This is a genomic window from Burkholderiales bacterium (assembly GCA_036262035.1).
Classification (GTDB): domain Bacteria; phylum Pseudomonadota; class Gammaproteobacteria; order Burkholderiales; family SG8-41; genus JAQGMV01.
On sequence record DATAJS010000010.1, the window covers coordinates 505,881 to 520,619 of the forward strand.

The following is a 14,739-nucleotide window of genomic DNA, read 5'->3' on the forward strand; positions in this document are numbered from 1 at the left end:
GGGTGAACGGGTAACAGGTGAACGGGTGAGCCGGCGGCTGACCCGGATACGTCGGGAGTCGTACCGTTCTTACCCGTCCACTCGTTCACCCGTTCACGCAGTACTGTCAAGGTGGCCCGATGAAAGTTGATCTACGAGAGGTCGAAGAGGCCTGCAAAGAGTTGTATATCCGCGCGCTCAAGCTCCTGCCGCCGGACATCAAGGACGGCTTCAAACGCCTCGACGCGACCGAGACCGATGCGACCGGCAAGGCGATCCTCGGCACGATGATCCGCAACATCAGCGTCGCCGAAGCCAACGACAACCTGCTGTGCCAGGACACCGGCATCCCGATCTACAACGTCGCGATCGGCAGCGGCGTCGAGGTCGACGGCTACGCCCTGAAACAGGCGATCGTCAAAGGCTGCGAGCGCGCGACCAAGGAGCATCCGCTGCGCTCCTCGGTCGTGCACCCGGTGACGCGCAAGAACCAGCACACGTCGAGCGGCCGGCTCGTGCCCGTCATTAACATCGACTTCGTCGCGGATTCCGATTCGCTCTCGATCGAGATGATCCCCAAGGGCTCGGGCTCCGAGAACAACTCGTGGCTCAAGATGGCGATCCCCGCCGACGGCATCGATGCGATCAAGACCTTCGTCGTCGACTGCGTGCTCGACGCCGGCGGCAAGACGTGCCCGCCGACCATCGTGGGCGTGGGCGTGGGCGGCACCGCGGACCTGTGCGTGCATCTGTCCAAAGTGGCCGCGACCCGGCCGCTGGGGAGCCGGTGCGAAGACCCCGAAGGCGCGAAGCTCGAAGCCGATCTGTCGAAAGCGGTGAACCAGCTCGGCGTCGGCCCGCAGGGCCTCGGCGGGGACTCGACGTCGTTCGCGGTGCACGTCGAGACCGCAGCGACGCACATCACGATGAACCCGGTCGCGGTGAACATGCAATGCCACTCCGCCCGCCGCGCGCGCGCGACGTTCACCCCCAGTGGCGTGACCTACGGGTTTTGACGTCAAAAGCTAATTAACCGCCAAGGACGCAAAGGACGCAAAGGAAAAGCAAACGCCAAGCGGGTGGCTGCTCGCCGAGCATCGCGCTCGAGGGATGATCGCCCGTTTCATACCTTTGCGTCCTTGGCGTCCTTTGCGGTTGAAAAGGTTTTCACATGGCCCACTACGACTTCCAGATGCCCATCACCGAAGCGCAGGCGCGCGCGCTGAAGGTGAACGACACCGTGACGCTCAACGGATCGCTCTTCGGCATCCGCGACGCGACGCAGATCCACATGTTCGACCACGGCCGCAAGACGCGCTTCGACCTCAACGGCCACGCGGTGGTGCACACCGCGCCGAACGTCAAATGGGTCGGCGAGACGCCCGATCACCCGTCGGGCTATGCGTCGATCTGCATCGGCACCACGACGAGCGCGCGCATGGAGCGCTTCACGCGGCCGCTGATGGAGCAGTACGGCGTGCGCATCATCATCGGCAAGGGCGGGCTCGCGCAGGGCTCGATGGACGCGTTCCGCGACCTGGGCGGCGTGTATCTCGCCATCGTCGGCGGCGCCGCGGCGCTCGAGACGACGTGGATCGAGCAGATCGAAGAGGTCGACCTCGACGATCTCAATCCCGAGTCGCTGTGGAAGTTCCGCGTCAAAGGATTCGGTCCGCTGCTCGTTTCCATGGACAGCCACGGCGGCAGCCTTTACACGCAGGTGAACAAGGCCGCGCGCGACCGCCGCGCGGCCGCGCTGGCAGCGCTCGGCGTCAAGAGCCCATGAGCGAGGCGTCGGGGGCTCAGGCCTCCGTTCTTTCCGAGCTGCTCGATTACAGCCTGTCGTTCAGCGTGCTGGAGATCGGGGCGCGGCCCGTCGGCGGCGAGCGCGAGCCTTTCCATGCGCTGCTCGACCTGTTTCCCGCCTCGCGCATGTCGGCGCTCGAGATCGACCCGGCGCTTTGCGACGAGCTCAACCGCAACGCGCCGCGCGGGCAGCGCTACTACAGCTGCGCGCTCGGCGGCAGGAACGAATCCCGAACGCTGTACGAGACGGTGCATCCGATGTGCTCTTCGCTGTACGAGCCGGATTCGCGTTATGCCGACCTTTACCAGGCGCTCGAGGTGATGCGCCCGAAAGGCACGAGCACGATACGCACGACGGCCCTCGACGACTTCGTGCGCGACAGCGGCATCGGTCCGGTGGACTTCATCAAGCTCGACATCCAGGGCGCCGAGCTCGAAGTGCTCGAAGGCGGTTCCGGCACGCTGGAGCGCGTGCTCGCCGTGGTCAGCGAGGTCATGTTCGTGCCGCTCTACAAGAACCAGCCGCTGTACGGGGACATCGACGCGTACCTGCGGCGCCAGGGTTTCATGCTCCACAAGTTTCTCGCCATCGCGGGGCGGGTGATGAAGCCGCTCAAGCTTCGCGGCTCCGGCACCCATCCGCTCCAGATGCTATGGACCGACGCGCTGTTCACGCGCGATCTGCGCGACCTCTCCGGTCTCGATCCGGACGCCGTCCTCAAGCTCGCGGTGCTGCTCGACCTCTATGGCAGTCCCGACGCCGTCCACTACCTGCTGCGCCGTTACGACGAGCTCTCCGCGACGCGACTCGCGTCCGAGTATCTCGAAGAGATCAAGACGGCCGGCTCATGGAACATTGCACAATGAAGTCTCTACGAACCGACATCCTCATCCTCGGCTCCGGCGGCGCCGGACTCTTCGCCGCGCTGCACGCGCACCAGGCGAACCCGAACCTCTCGATCACCGTCGCGGTGAAAGGCCTGCTCGGCAAGTGCGGCTGCACGCGCATGGTGCAGGGCGGCTACAACGTCGCGCTCGCCGAAGGCGATTCGGTCGAGCGCCATTTCATGGACACGATCGAAGGCGGCAAGTGGCTGCCCGACCAGGAGCTCGCGTGGAAGCTGGTGTCGGTCGCGGTCGAGCGCATCCACGAGCTCGAGAACGAGCTCGGCTGTTTCTTCGACCGCAACCCCGACGGCACCGTGCACCAGAAAGCGTTCGCCGGCCAGACGTTCGACCGCACCGTGCACAAAGGCGACCTCACCGGGATCGAGATCATCAACCGCCTCGCCGAGCAGGTGTGGGCGCGCGGCATCGACCGCCTGGAAGAGCATCGAGCGGTCGAGCTCATCAAGAACAGGACGGGCGATGCGATCGCCGGCGTGCTGATGATCGACGTGCGCACCGGCGAGTTCGTGATGGTGCACGCGCAGGCGGTGCTGCTGGCGACCGGCGGCGGGCCGACGATGTACAAGTACCACACCCCTTCCGGCGACAAGACCTGCGACGGCATGGCGATGGCGCTGCGCGCGGGGCTCACGCTGCGCGACATGGAGATGGTGCAGTTCCATCCGACCGGGCTGCTCGCCGGCACGCACACGCGCATGACCGGAACCGTGCTCGAGGAAGGCCTGCGCGGCGCCGGCGGCTATCTCCTGAACGGCGCGAAAGAGCGCTTCATGCACAAGTACGATCCCCGCAACGAGCGCGCGACGCGCGACATCGTCTCGCGCGGGATGTACCAGGAGATGCGTGAAGGCAACGTGACGCCGAACGGCGGTCTGTATATCAGCATGGGGCATCTCGGCCCCGCCAAGGTCCGGCACGACTTCAAAGGCATGGTCGAGCGCTGCGACGACTGCGGCTTCGATCTCGCGGGCGGATTGGTCGAAGTGGTGCCGACCGCGCATTACATGATGGGCGGCGTCGTCTTCAACGCCGACTGCACGAGCGAGCTGCCGGGACTCTTCGTCGCGGGCGAGGATTCCGGAGGCGTGCACGGCGCGAATCGCCTCGGCGGCAACGGCGTCGCCAACTCGACCGTGTTCGGCGGCGTCGCCGGCGAATCGATCCCGCGCTGGGTCGCGGCGAACGGGGCGTTCCACGAGCCCGATGCCGCCGCGATCGAAGCGGCCGTCGCGCGCTGCCGCGCGCCGTTCGGCAAGCAGCCCGGCGACATCGGCGCTTTGCGCGAGAAGCTCTACGACATCATGTGGGACGACGTCGGCATCATCCGCGACGCATCCACGCTCGCCCGCGCCGAAAGTGCGCTGGACCGGCTCGAAGCCGAGCTCGACGAGACCGGCGTCGCGGACGCGAACCTCGCGTTCAACCTGACGTGGCACGACTGGCTCAACCTCAAGAGCCTCATCCTCGTGTCCAAGTCGATCCGCGCCGCGGCCGTCGCCCGCGAGGACTCGCGCGGCGCGCACTTCCGCTCGGACTTTCCCGAGGTGCGCGATCTCGAGAACTCGCGCTACACGTGCGTCAATCTCAGGGACGGCCGGTTCGAGATCGGCACGCGGCCGGTGATCTTTACCCGGGTGAAGCCCGGAGAAACATTGCTCACCGAAGCGGTCGCTGCCTGATGTCCACGCTCTCGATCGAAGACCTGACCGACCTCGCCGCGCGCGCGTTGAAGCGCGCCGGCGCCTCGAAATCCATGGCCACGGCCGCGGCCAAAGCGCTCGTTGCCGCCGACACCGAAGGCCTCGCGACGCACGGCGTCTCGCGCGTCGCGCTGTACGCGCAGCACGTGCGCGAAGGCCGCGTCGACGGCAAGGCCAAGGCGAAGATCGTGAAGCGCAAAGGCGCGACCTGCCTGGTCGACGCGCACGGCGGGCTCGCGTACGAGGCGAGCGCGATCGCGGTGAAGGAAGCGATCGCGCGCGCGAAGCGTTACGGCGTCGCGCTCTCGGGCGTGACCAACAGCCATCACTTCGGCGCCGCGGCTTATCACCTCAGGCCCATCGCCGAGGCCGGCCTCGTCGGTCTCGCGTTCACCAACTCGCCGTCGGCGATCAACGCCTGGGGCGGCAGGCGACCGTTCTACGGCACCAACCCGGTCGCCGCTGTTTTCCCGAGGAAAGACGCGCCGCCGATCGTCGTCGACCTTGCGCTCACCGAAGTCGTGCGCGGCAAGATCATGCTGCACGCGAAAGAAGGCAAGCCGATCCCGCTCGGCTGGGCGCTCGACCGCGACGGCAACCCGACGACCGACGCGCAGGCCGCGCTCACCGGCAGCCTGTCGGCGATCGGCGGCATGAAAGGCACCATGCTCGCGCTCGTCGTCGAGGTGCTGTGCTGCGCGCTCACCGGCGCGGCGTTCAGCTTCGAGAACGATTCGTACTTCGAGCCGGGCAACAAGCCGCGCATCGGCCACGCGATCCTCGCGATCGATCCGGAAGCGCTCGCGGGCGCCGGCGTCTATTTCGAGCGCCTCGAGACGATGGCCGCGCGCATGCTCGAAGACGAAGGGGTGAGGCTGCCCGGCGTGCGCCGCCATGGCGCGGTCGCCGCTGCGCAGGAGCGCGGGATCGAGGTTCCCGACGCGCTGCACGAAGAGCTGACGCGGCTGGCCAAGCGAGGGGTGTAGCCGGGATCGAGCCGGAATCTGGCATCATCGGCGAGCCTCGAACAAAACGCAGGAGGAGCGATGAGCGTCGAAGTGAAACCCACGCTGCGGGTGATCAGCGAGAAGGACTGTCCCGGCCGCCGCGGCGTCACCGACGGCCAGACGTACCAGCGGCTGGTGGGCTGGCCCGAGATCCAGAAGACCGACCGCGTGCGCCTCGGCCGCGCGACGTATAAACCCGGGACGTACGAGCAGCTCCACTGGCATCCGATCGAAGCGTGCTACTACGTGATCTCCGGGCACGCCACGGTGCGCAACTTCCACGGCGAGGAATTCGAGGTGAGCGCCGGGTCGATCATCTACGCCCCGGCGGGCATCGCGGGCGCGCACGAGTGGGAAGTGAAGGAGTCGCTCGAGCTCCTCGACATCCGCGCGACGAACGAGACCGACAAGAAGATCCAGTACACCGTCGACAAGGCGACCAAGCGCTCGTACATCGACCTCCAGGACCTGGAGTATCGCGAGGCGATCAGCTTCAAGTCGCATTATTGACGGCCCGCCAGGCGCCGTCATCCCGGACGCGTCCGCGTGAGCGGGACGTGATCCGGGATCCATCTTGACCTTGAAGCCCCAAGAACGGATCCCCGCCTGCGCGGGAATGACGAACGAGGAGGGTTCATGCATCACAGCACCATCGCCGCGTGCGCTGTCGCGGCCGCCCTCGCTATACCTCAAAGGTGAGTAAGCCCGAGATCCTCGTCCTCAAACCCATCTACGCGCCGACGATGGCGGCGCTCGAGCGCGATTACGTCGTGCACAAGGGATGGGAGCCGGCGCGCAGCGACTCGCGCGCGGTGCGTGCGCTCGTCACCACGACCGCCACCGGCTTCACGCGCGAGGATGCGAAGGCGTGTCCGGCCCTCGAGATCGTGGTGTGCTTCGGCACGCCGCGCGCCAACTTCGATTTCGCGGCCGCGAGCGAGCGCGGCCTCGTCGTCGGCGCCACGCCCGACGACATCGCGGCGCCGGTCGCGGATCTCGCGGTCGGCCTGCTGGTCTCGCTCGTGCGCCGCATCGCGGAAGGCGATCGTTTCGTGCGCGCGGGCCAGTGGACGACGCGTGCAGCGGCGCCGGGACGCGATCTCGCCGGCAAGACGTGCGGCATCGTCGGGCTCGGGCAGATCGGGCTCCGGGTGGCCAGGCGCGCGGAAGCGTTCGGCATGCGGATCGAATATCACGGCCCGAATCGCAAGAGCGTCGCGTATCCGTACCATGCCGACATCGTCGCGCTCGCACGCGCGGCCGACTGTCTCGTCGTGACGTGTCCGCTCACCCCGCAAACGCGCGGGCTGATCGACGCGCGCGTGCTCGCAGCGCTGGGCCCCGAAGGCTTTCTCGTCAACGTCGCGCGCGGCGAGGTCGTCGACGAGGGCGCTTTGCTGGCCGCGCTGCAAGGCGCAGGCATTGCGGGCGCCGCGCTCGACGTCTACTGGAACGAGCCGGACGTGCCTCGCGCGCTGACGGACATGGACAACGTGCTGCTGACGCCGCACGTCGGCTCCAACACGCGCGAGGTGCGCGACGAGCGCGGCGCGAAGCTGCTGGCGAATCTCGAAGCGCACTTCGCCGGCAAACCGGTCCCGCACGTCTTTACCGCCGAGATGGCCGCCGGCCGCCGCTGATCATTCGAACGGGGTGGGTACGTCGATGCCGCCGTCGCCTTCGAGCCAGCGCGGCACCGGCAGGTCCCTGGAGCGCAGGAACTCGGGGTTGAAGAGTCGGCTCGCATAGCGCTGGCCGCCGTCGCAGAGCATGGTGACGATGGTGTGGCCGCGCCCCATCTCGAGCGCGAGACGAATCGCGCCGGCGACGTTGACGCCCGTCGACGTGCCGAGCAGCAGCCCTTCGTGCTGCAGCAGGTCGAACACCACCGCGACGCTCTCGGCGTCGGGGATCTGGAACGCGCGATCGACCGGCGCGTTCTCGAGGTTCGCGGTGATGCGTCCCTGACCGATGCCTTCGGTGATCGAAGAGCCTTCGGCCTTGAGCGCGCCGTGGGTGTAGTAGTTGTAGAGCGCCGCGCCCGGCGGATCGGCGAGCGCGACCCGGATCTTGCTGTTGCGGCTCTTCAGGTGCATGCCGACGCCCGCGAGCGTGCCGCCGGTGCCGACCGCGCTGACGAAACCGTCGACGCGGCCCGCGGTCTGCTCCCAGATCTCCGGACCGGTCGTCGCGAAATGCGCTTCCCGGTTCGCGACGTTGTCGAACTGGTTCGCCCAGATCGCGCCGGCGGCGTGCGTTTGCGCGATCGCCTCGGCGAGCCGCCCCGACACCTTCACGTAGTTGTTCGGATTGGAATACGGAACCGCCGGCACCTCGCGCAGGTCGGCGCCGTACTGCCGCAGGACGTCCTTCTTCTCCTGGCTTTGCGTCTCCGGAATGACGATGACCGTGCGATAGCCGCGCGCGTTCGCCACCACGCACAGGCCGATGCCGGTGTTGCCCGCGGTGCCTTCGACGATGACGCCGCCGGGTTTCAGCAGGCCGCGCTCCTCGGCGTCCTTCACGATGTACAGCGCCGCGCGGTCCTTCACCGACCCGCCCGGATTCATGAACTCGGCCTTGCCGAAGATGTTGCAGCCGGTGAGCTCGGAGGCGCGCGTGAGCCGGATCAGCGGTGTGCGACCGATCGCGTCGATCGAGTTGGCGAAGAGGTTCATTGGGGGATTATGGACGAAAGCGGGAAGTGACGGATGAAGCGGTGACGGGTGACGCAGTGACGGGTGAACCGGTGACGGGTTAAGACGGCGCGAACGTTCTTCGTCACCGCCTTATCCATCACCGCCCTATCCGTCACTGTTTCATCCGTCACTTTGTTACCGATCCAGCCACGAAGGCGAGTAGTTGATTCGCCTCAACTCGGCGATCTGTGTGCCGCTAATCCGGCCCTCCACGATCTCATACCCCAGCAGCGCGAACACGCGTTCCTTGATGAACAGCGGGCGCGAGTTCCCGTACCAGTCGACGCAGGAGGCGCGGCAGTTGTCGTCGGCGTTCGAGTCGGTACGGGCGTCGAGCGTGCCGAGCTCGGACAGGTCGAGCGAGCGGTTGCGCAGGAACAGCAGCGATGCCGAGGTGTGACGAAGCTGGCGGTAGGCGCCCTGTCCGCCGCCGATGACCGGCAGGCCGACAAGCCCGTCTGCGGCCGTCTCGGGGCGATAGTAGAAGCCGTGGCTGCGCGTCTCGCCCTGCGACGCGTTCGGCCGCGTGTAGCGGTTCGCGACTTCGGCGCGCGCGCCCAGCCGCACGCTCGTGAAGTGCAGGTCGCGGCCGTCGCTGCCGACCAGCACCGCGTGGGTGCCGAGCGCTTCGATGCGGTCGACGCCGTGCACGAGCGCGATGGCGTCTGCATTCGAGCGCGACGCATAGCGCACCGCATACGCCGGCGTCCCGCGCGCGTCCGCCGTCGGACGCCGCCAGCCTGCGCCGCTTCCGTAGACGAGATACGAGCCGATGTAGCGGTTCTGGAGCGCCCCGCCGGCAGGCGTCGGCAGCGCGCGATACGCGTCGCGCGGCGCGCTGTCCGTGCCGTCGGAGAAGCTCGCCAGCGCCACGCGCAGGAGGCCGAGCTGACCGGTGTTGCGCTCGCCCGCCCACATGCCGTCGCCGCCCGTGCCGGGCGGACGCAGCAGTACGTTGAGATGGCCGTCGTCGCTTTCGAGGAACGAGAACTGGTCGATCGGGCTGCCCGCGGTCTTGAGCATGCTCGGGCTCGCGCCGTCGAGCGGAATGCGGAACACCGCCGAGCCCGCGGCTGCGAAGCCGCCCATCGAGCGCGATACGCTCGTCGTCCACACGTAGACGTTCGCAGCGGACACGTAGAACACGCGCCCCGGCGGCCCCATGACGGCGGTGCTCGTGCACTCCATCTCGGGCCGTGCCAGCTCGCATGTAGTCACGGTGTGCAGCGCCACGCCGTGGTTCGGATCGATCGGATCGAAGGTGCGATAGACGCGATTCGCGGGCGCGATGCGCTTGAAGTCGGCGCTCGTCGCGCCCGACTGCCAGCGGCGCATCGCGGGGAAGCTCGCGAACGGATTGCCGCCCCACGGGTTGAGATAGAGCGGCGTGTAGAAGACCAGCTTGCTGCCGATCAGGCGGCTCGCGTAATTGCGCGACGAGTAGTAGTCGTTCGAGCGCAGGTGGTACGTCGAACGGTACGAAAGCTCTCCGGAATTCGACAGGTCGAAGAGCCCGATCTCGGTGCCGCCGCGCGCGTAGGAATAGCCGATGACGACGACGGTGTCGCCCGAGATCAGCATCTCGTCGTACCATGCACCCTGCGGCTCGATGCCCTTGCCGTAGGCGTCGACCGCCGACACCGGGCGCAACTGCCGGTCACGCACATCGACCGTGAAGAGGCGGCCGCGGCGCAGGATCACCAGATGGTTGCCGTGGAGCTTGACGATGCCGCCTTCGTCGACGCCGGCGTGCTGCACGTTGGTGATCGAATCCGCCTCGGCGGCGGGCGCCGCTGCCGATTTCGCCGCCGCCGTCGCCGGCGGCGCTGCCGGCTGCGGCGCGCTCTCGGCGAGCCGTCGCTCGTCACGCCGGCCGCGCTCGGCCATGCGGCGCTGGTAGTCTTCGTGCCAGCGCGCGAAGAGCTGCGAGATCTCCTGCTCGTTCGCGAACGCTTTCAGCGTCTTGCGCGGCGCGTACGCGCCGGCGCTCGCGCACCCGCTCGCGATTGCGAGCAGCGCGCCGATCACTGCACTGCGGAACAAGATCCGATTCATGGTGCGCCTCCCGTCGGTGATGGGTCCGCGTGCTATAAACGGCGGCATCTTTGCGACGGGGTTAGGCCATATGGCGGGGCGCATCAGGGTCGGCATCGGCGGCTGGACGTACGAGCCGTGGCGCGAGACGTTCTATCCGGAGGGCGTGACGCAGGCGCGCGAGCTCGAATACGCGAGCACGCAGGTCACCGCGATCGAGATCAACGGCACCTTTTATCGTCTCCAGAAACCGGAGACCTTCGCCAAGTGGCGCGACGCGACGCCCGACGATTTCGTGTTCGCGGTCAAGGCGCCGCGGTACTCGACCGTGCGCAAGGTGCTGTCCGAAGCGGGCGAATCGATCGAGCGCTTCGTCGCGAGCGGCGTGGGCGAGCTCGGTCCCAAGCTCGGGCCGATCCTGTGGCAGTTCGCGCCGACCAAGCGCTTCGATGCGGACGACTTCGAAGGCTTCCTGAAGCTGTTGCCGCGCGAGATCGCCGGACGTCCGGCGCGCCACGCGCTCGAGCCGCGGCACGAGAGCTTCGTCACGCCGGCCTTCGTCGCGCTGGCGCGGAAATACCACGCGGCGATCGTCTACGCGGACTCCGACGAGCACCCGACGATCGGCGATCTCACCGCCGACTTCACCTACGCGCGGCTGCAGAAAGCGGAAGCCAAGGTGAAGACGGGTTACAACACCGTCGCGCTCGATGCGTGGGCGAAGATCGCCAAGACGCTCGCGCGCGGCAGCGAGCCGGCGGAGTTTCCGCGCGTCGACAAGCCGGTGAAGAAAGGCAGCGCGCGCGACGTCTTCGTGTTCTTCATCAACGGCGCGAAAGAGCGCGCGCCGGCGGCGGCGAAAGCCTTGCTGGAACGCCTTTAGCGATCGCGCAGCGGCGCGCTCTGCGGTCTCTGCGGCCTGGCCGGAGGCTGCGCGCCGAGGCCGGACTGCGTGGACAACCCCGGCGTAAAGCCGGTGCCGTTGTTGACGTTGCCCGCGGTCGCGCCCGGCGGCAGGTTGGGCTGGATGAGATGCGGCGGGCGATGGCGGCCGGCGAACGCCGGGCTGTGGGTGTAATAGCCGCCGCACGCGACGGGGTCGTAGCCGTTGATGCACGGATCGACCGCGGTGATCGGCGGCGCCGGCAACTGGGCCGGCGCGGGGGACGGCGGACGCTGGTCCACCGCTGCGGTCTGCGGCGGCACCAGGCCGCGCCGTTCGCGCGCGTTCTGCGTCGCCTGCACCACCGCCGGGTCGGCGCTATAGACCGAGACGCGGTCCTCGACGACCGATACGCCTTTCTTCGACTTGCCTTCGGGGGGCGGGCTGTTCGAGTAATTGACCACGCCCTTCTCGTCGGTCCACTTGTAGACCTGCGCGTGCACGAGAGGCGCGGCCGAGAGGGCGAGAACGATCGTGCAGAGGAAAGCGCGCATGGCGTCTCCGGTCTACGCTGTGACCCGCGGCGGCGGCGCCGCGTTCAGTCCCAGGCGGGTGCGCGCCCTTTCGGGTTGGCGATACGCCCGTCCGGGCGCTTCAACGCATGTATGCGCGCCATTTCATCGCCGGTCAACTCGAAGTCGAATACCTGCAGGCTTTCGGCCATGTGCTTCGGATCCGCCGAGCGCGGGATCGCCGCGATGTTGCCTTGCTGCATGAGCCAGCGCAGCGCCACCTGCGCGACGGTGCGCTCCTTCTTTTTCGCGATGTCGCCGAGCACCGGGTCGTTGAAGAGCCGCCCCCGCGCGAGCGGGCAATAGGCGGTGAACACGATGCCGAGCCGGCGGCACGCCGCCAGCACCTTGGTCTGGTCGAGGTAGGGGTGGTACTCGGCCTGGAGCGTGTCGAGCTTCTCGGGGCAGAGGCGGATCGCTTCCTCGACCAGCGCGATGTTGAAGTTGGCGACGCCGATGTGCCGCGCCTGGCCTTTGCGCCTGGCTTCGGCGAGCGCCCCCATCGTCTCTTCCAGGGGGATGTTGTCGACGGTCGGCCAGTGCACGTGCAGCATGTCGACGTAATCGACCTGGAGGTTCTCCAGGCTCTCCTCGACCGATTTCGCGAAATCGGCGGCGCGCAGGTATTCGTGCGACACCTTGGTCACGAGGAAGATGTCTTTGCGGGCTATCCCCGATTGCCGGATGCCGTTCCCCACGCCTTTCTCGGAGCCGTATTTCCACGCGGTGTCGATGTGGCGGTAGCCGAGCTCGATCGCTTTCGCGACGACGTCGCGGCAGTCGCCGAGCTGGGAGGTGCCGAAGCCGATCGCGGGAATGCGCGCGCCGTTGGCGGAGGTGAGCGTCGGGATGGAAGCCGGGTTCATCGCTGCCTCGCTGTCAGGGAGAGGACGGAATGGTAACCCGGCTATTCAGCCTTGATGCCGGCCTCCGCGACGACCTTGCTCCAGCGCGCGAGCTCGGTCTTGAGATACGCCGCGTGCTTCTCCGGCGTGTCCGCGTCGCTCTGGTCGATGCCTTGCTGCAGCATTCTTTTCCTGAACTCGGGCGCATGGGCGACCCTGGAGACGTCGCCGTGGACGCGTTTGACCAGATCGCGAGGGGTCTGCCCCGGAAGGTAGAGCCCGCTCCACGTCGCGGTATCGAAGCCGGGGATGCCCGATTCCGCCACCGTCGGATATTCGGGCGCGAGCGGTGAGCGCTTCAGGCTGGTGATCGCGACCGCTTTGAGGCGCCCCGCCTGAACGTGGGGAAGGACCACCGGCAGGTTCGAGAACATGTACGGAATCTGCCCGCCGAGAAGATCGACGACCCCGGGGTTCTCGCCCTTGTACGGGACGTGCGTCACGCGCACCTTGAGCGACATGTTGAAGAGCTCGCCCGCCATGTGAGGCGTCGACCCGATCCCGCCCGACGCGTACGAAAGAGTCTTCGCGTTCGCTTTGACGAAGCTCGCGAATTCCCTGAAGTTCTTCGGCGGCATCGACGGATGCAGCACGAGGAGCTGGGGCGTCGAGCCGATCACCGCCACCGGCGCGAAATCGCGCGCGGGATCGTAAGGCACTTTCTTCAGTATCAGCGGCGCCACCACCGTGCTCGTCTGCGGCGACACCAGCCACGTGTAGCCGTCCGGCGCCGCTTTGGCCGCGAGGTCCGCGGCGATGACGCCGCTCGCGCCGGGGCGATTGTCCACCACCGCCTGCGTGCCCCAGAGCTTGTTGAGCGCCTCCGCGTAGATGCGCGCGGTGAGGTCGGTCGAGCCGCCGGGCGCAAACCCGACGAGGATGCGCACGGTCTTGGTCGGATATTGCTGGGCTTCACAGGCGCCGGCGGCTGCCAGCGCGCCTGCCACGATCATGGCGAGCTTCTTCAAGTCTCCTCCCTGCTTGTTATGGAACGGGCAGCCGGGCGTTGGCCGCACCGGAGTTGATACCATAACGCGACTTCGAGTTCAGTCGCGAGGACCCCATGAAAGCTCCCGAATACAAGCGCGCGCTCATCGTCGGCGCCGGTTCCGGCCTGTCCGCTTCGCTCGCGCGGCTTTTCACGCGCGAGGGTCTGCAGGTGGCGCTCGCCGCGCGCGATCCGTCCAAGCTCGACGGCCTGTGCAAGGAGATCGGCGCGCGGGCCTACCCGTGCGACGCCACGAATGCCGCGCACGTGCAACGCCTCTTTGCGAGCGTCGAATCGGCGGGGGGCGCGCCGGACGTGGTGGTCTACAACGCGAGCGGCCGCGTGCGCGGACCGGTCGCCGATCTCGACCCGGGCGAAGTCGAGCGCGCGATCGCGGTCAGCGGCTACGGCGGCTTTCTCGTCGCGCAGCAGGCCGCCAAGCGCATGCTGGCCGGCAAGCACGGCGCAATCCTCCTGACCGGCGCCTCGGCGAGCGTCAAGGGCTACGCGCAGTCGGCGGCGTTCGCGATGGGCAAGTTCGCCTTACGCGGGCTCGCGCAAAGCATGGCGCGCGAGCTCCAGCCGCAAGGGATACACGTCGCGCACTTCGTGATCGACGGTGCGATCGCGCGGCCGGACCGCACGCCGCCGTCCGACGCGCCCGATTCGATGCTCGACCCCGACGCGATCGCGCTGACCTATCTCAACGTGCTGCGCCAGCCGCGCAGCGCGTGGACGTGGGAGGTCGAGCTTCGGCCCTGGGTCGAGAAGTTCTGACCTCGTCATTGCGAGGAGCGGCGGCGACGAAGCAATCCGGGGCGTCCGTTGCGTGCGCCACGAGATCGCTTCGGCGCCTGCCGGCGCCTCGCGATGACAACCTACTCGCCCATCGCGTCTTCGGCGCGCGGCATGGCGGCCGCGGGCGCTGCCCCGGCCGGCGCCGCGCCGGATTTCCTGGCCGGACGCCTGCGCGCTTTGCGTGCCGGCGCTTTCCTGGCGGCCGGTTTCTTTGCAGCCTGCCTGCGGCCGGCCTTGCGGGCGGGCGCTTTCTTCTTGCCGCCTTTCTTGACCGCGCGCCGGGTCGTGGTTTTCTTCGTCGCTTTGCGGACTGCTTTCTTCTTCGATGCCTTCTTCTTGGACGCTTTTTTCTTCGACGCTTTTTTCTTCGCTGCCATGGCTATGCCCTCCCGAGTGGACGATTGCAGTTGAAGCATGCACCCAAAGCGCGGCGGATTTCAACGGGTTTGAAGCGTTCCC

At 67.6% G+C, this 14,739-nt stretch carries 15 protein-coding genes; 9 read left to right on the forward strand and 6 right to left on the reverse strand.

Going from position 1 to position 14,739, the window contains the following annotated elements:
* The first annotated feature begins 119 nt into the window (after positions 1-119).
* The 7 genes from VHP37_10415 to VHP37_10445 all read left to right on the forward strand — a co-directional run bounded on the left by VHP37_10415 (position 120) and on the right by VHP37_10445 (position 7,041).
* Positions 120-995 carry a fumarate hydratase gene (locus VHP37_10415; protein ID HEX2826748.1) on the forward strand — a complete coding sequence of 292 codons (876 nt, stop codon included), beginning with the start codon at positions 120-122 and terminating at the stop codon, positions 993-995.
* A 155-nt stretch (positions 996-1,150) separates the two neighbouring features.
* Positions 1,151-1,765, forward strand: a complete 615-nt coding sequence (locus VHP37_10420) for a FumA C-terminus/TtdB family hydratase beta subunit (protein ID HEX2826749.1) — start codon at positions 1,151-1,153, stop codon at positions 1,763-1,765.
* Positions 1,762-2,652 (forward strand): FkbM family methyltransferase, encoded by an 891-nt coding sequence (locus VHP37_10425; GenBank protein ID HEX2826750.1) that lies wholly within the window; start codon positions 1,762-1,764, stop codon positions 2,650-2,652. The genes VHP37_10420 and VHP37_10425 overlap by 4 nt, the downstream gene beginning before the upstream one ends.
* Positions 2,649-4,373, forward strand: coding sequence for an FAD-binding protein (locus tag VHP37_10430; protein HEX2826751.1), 1,725 nt, complete (start codon positions 2,649-2,651; stop codon positions 4,371-4,373). The genes VHP37_10425 and VHP37_10430 overlap by 4 nt, the downstream gene beginning before the upstream one ends.
* Complete coding sequence (locus VHP37_10435) at positions 4,373-5,380, forward strand: Ldh family oxidoreductase (protein HEX2826752.1); 1,008 nt, start codon at positions 4,373-4,375, stop codon at positions 5,378-5,380. Before VHP37_10430 ends, VHP37_10435 begins: the two co-directional genes overlap by 1 nt.
* A 60-nt stretch (positions 5,381-5,440) precedes the next feature.
* Positions 5,441-5,911, forward strand: coding sequence for a cupin domain-containing protein (locus VHP37_10440; GenBank protein ID HEX2826753.1), 471 nt, complete (start codon positions 5,441-5,443; stop codon positions 5,909-5,911).
* 185 nt (positions 5,912-6,096) lie between these two features.
* On the forward strand, positions 6,097-7,041 hold the full coding sequence (locus VHP37_10445; GenBank protein ID HEX2826754.1) for a 2-hydroxyacid dehydrogenase: 945 nt from the start codon (positions 6,097-6,099) through the stop codon (positions 7,039-7,041).
* Here the strand turns inward: VHP37_10445 and VHP37_10450 are convergent, their stop codons facing one another.
* Both VHP37_10450 and VHP37_10455 read right to left on the reverse strand, forming a co-directional pair.
* Complete coding sequence (locus tag VHP37_10450; protein ID HEX2826755.1) at positions 7,042-8,079, reverse strand: cysteine synthase A; 1,038 nt, start codon at positions 8,077-8,079, stop codon at positions 7,042-7,044.
* Positions 8,080-8,235: 156 nt separating this feature from the next.
* Positions 8,236-10,155 carry a beta-propeller domain-containing protein gene (locus VHP37_10455; protein HEX2826756.1) on the reverse strand — a complete coding sequence of 640 codons (1,920 nt, stop codon included), beginning with the start codon at positions 10,153-10,155 and terminating at the stop codon, positions 8,236-8,238.
* 70 nt (positions 10,156-10,225) lie between these two features.
* Here VHP37_10455 and VHP37_10460 point away from each other — a divergent pair, with 70 nt between their 5' ends.
* Positions 10,226-11,017, forward strand: a complete 792-nt coding sequence (locus VHP37_10460; protein HEX2826757.1) for a DUF72 domain-containing protein — start codon at positions 10,226-10,228, stop codon at positions 11,015-11,017.
* Here the strand turns inward: VHP37_10460 and VHP37_10465 are convergent.
* Genes VHP37_10465 through VHP37_10475 form a run of 3 tightly spaced genes read right to left on the reverse strand, consistent with a single transcriptional unit; the run spans position 11,014 to position 13,462 of the window.
* Entirely contained in the window at positions 11,014-11,571 is a 558-nt protein-coding gene (locus tag VHP37_10465; protein ID HEX2826758.1) for a DUF4124 domain-containing protein, read from the reverse strand. The genes VHP37_10460 and VHP37_10465 overlap by 4 nt on opposite strands.
* A gap of 44 nt (positions 11,572-11,615) precedes the next feature.
* A complete protein-coding gene (locus VHP37_10470; GenBank protein ID HEX2826759.1) occupies positions 11,616-12,455 on the reverse strand; it encodes an aldo/keto reductase in 840 nt (279 codons plus the stop codon).
* 41 nt (positions 12,456-12,496) lie between these two features.
* Positions 12,497-13,462, reverse strand: coding sequence for a tripartite tricarboxylate transporter substrate binding protein (locus VHP37_10475; protein ID HEX2826760.1), 966 nt, complete (start codon positions 13,460-13,462; stop codon positions 12,497-12,499).
* 95 nt (positions 13,463-13,557) lie between these two features.
* Between VHP37_10475 and VHP37_10480 the strand changes: the two genes are divergently transcribed.
* Positions 13,558-14,259 (forward strand): SDR family NAD(P)-dependent oxidoreductase, encoded by a 702-nt coding sequence (locus VHP37_10480; protein HEX2826761.1) that lies wholly within the window; start codon positions 13,558-13,560, stop codon positions 14,257-14,259.
* Between the two features lie 101 nt (positions 14,260-14,360).
* Here VHP37_10480 and VHP37_10485 read toward each other — a convergent pair whose 3' ends face one another.
* A complete protein-coding gene (locus VHP37_10485) occupies positions 14,361-14,657 on the reverse strand; it encodes a hypothetical protein (protein HEX2826762.1) in 297 nt (98 codons plus the stop codon).
* Between the last annotated feature and the right edge of the window lie 82 nt (positions 14,658-14,739).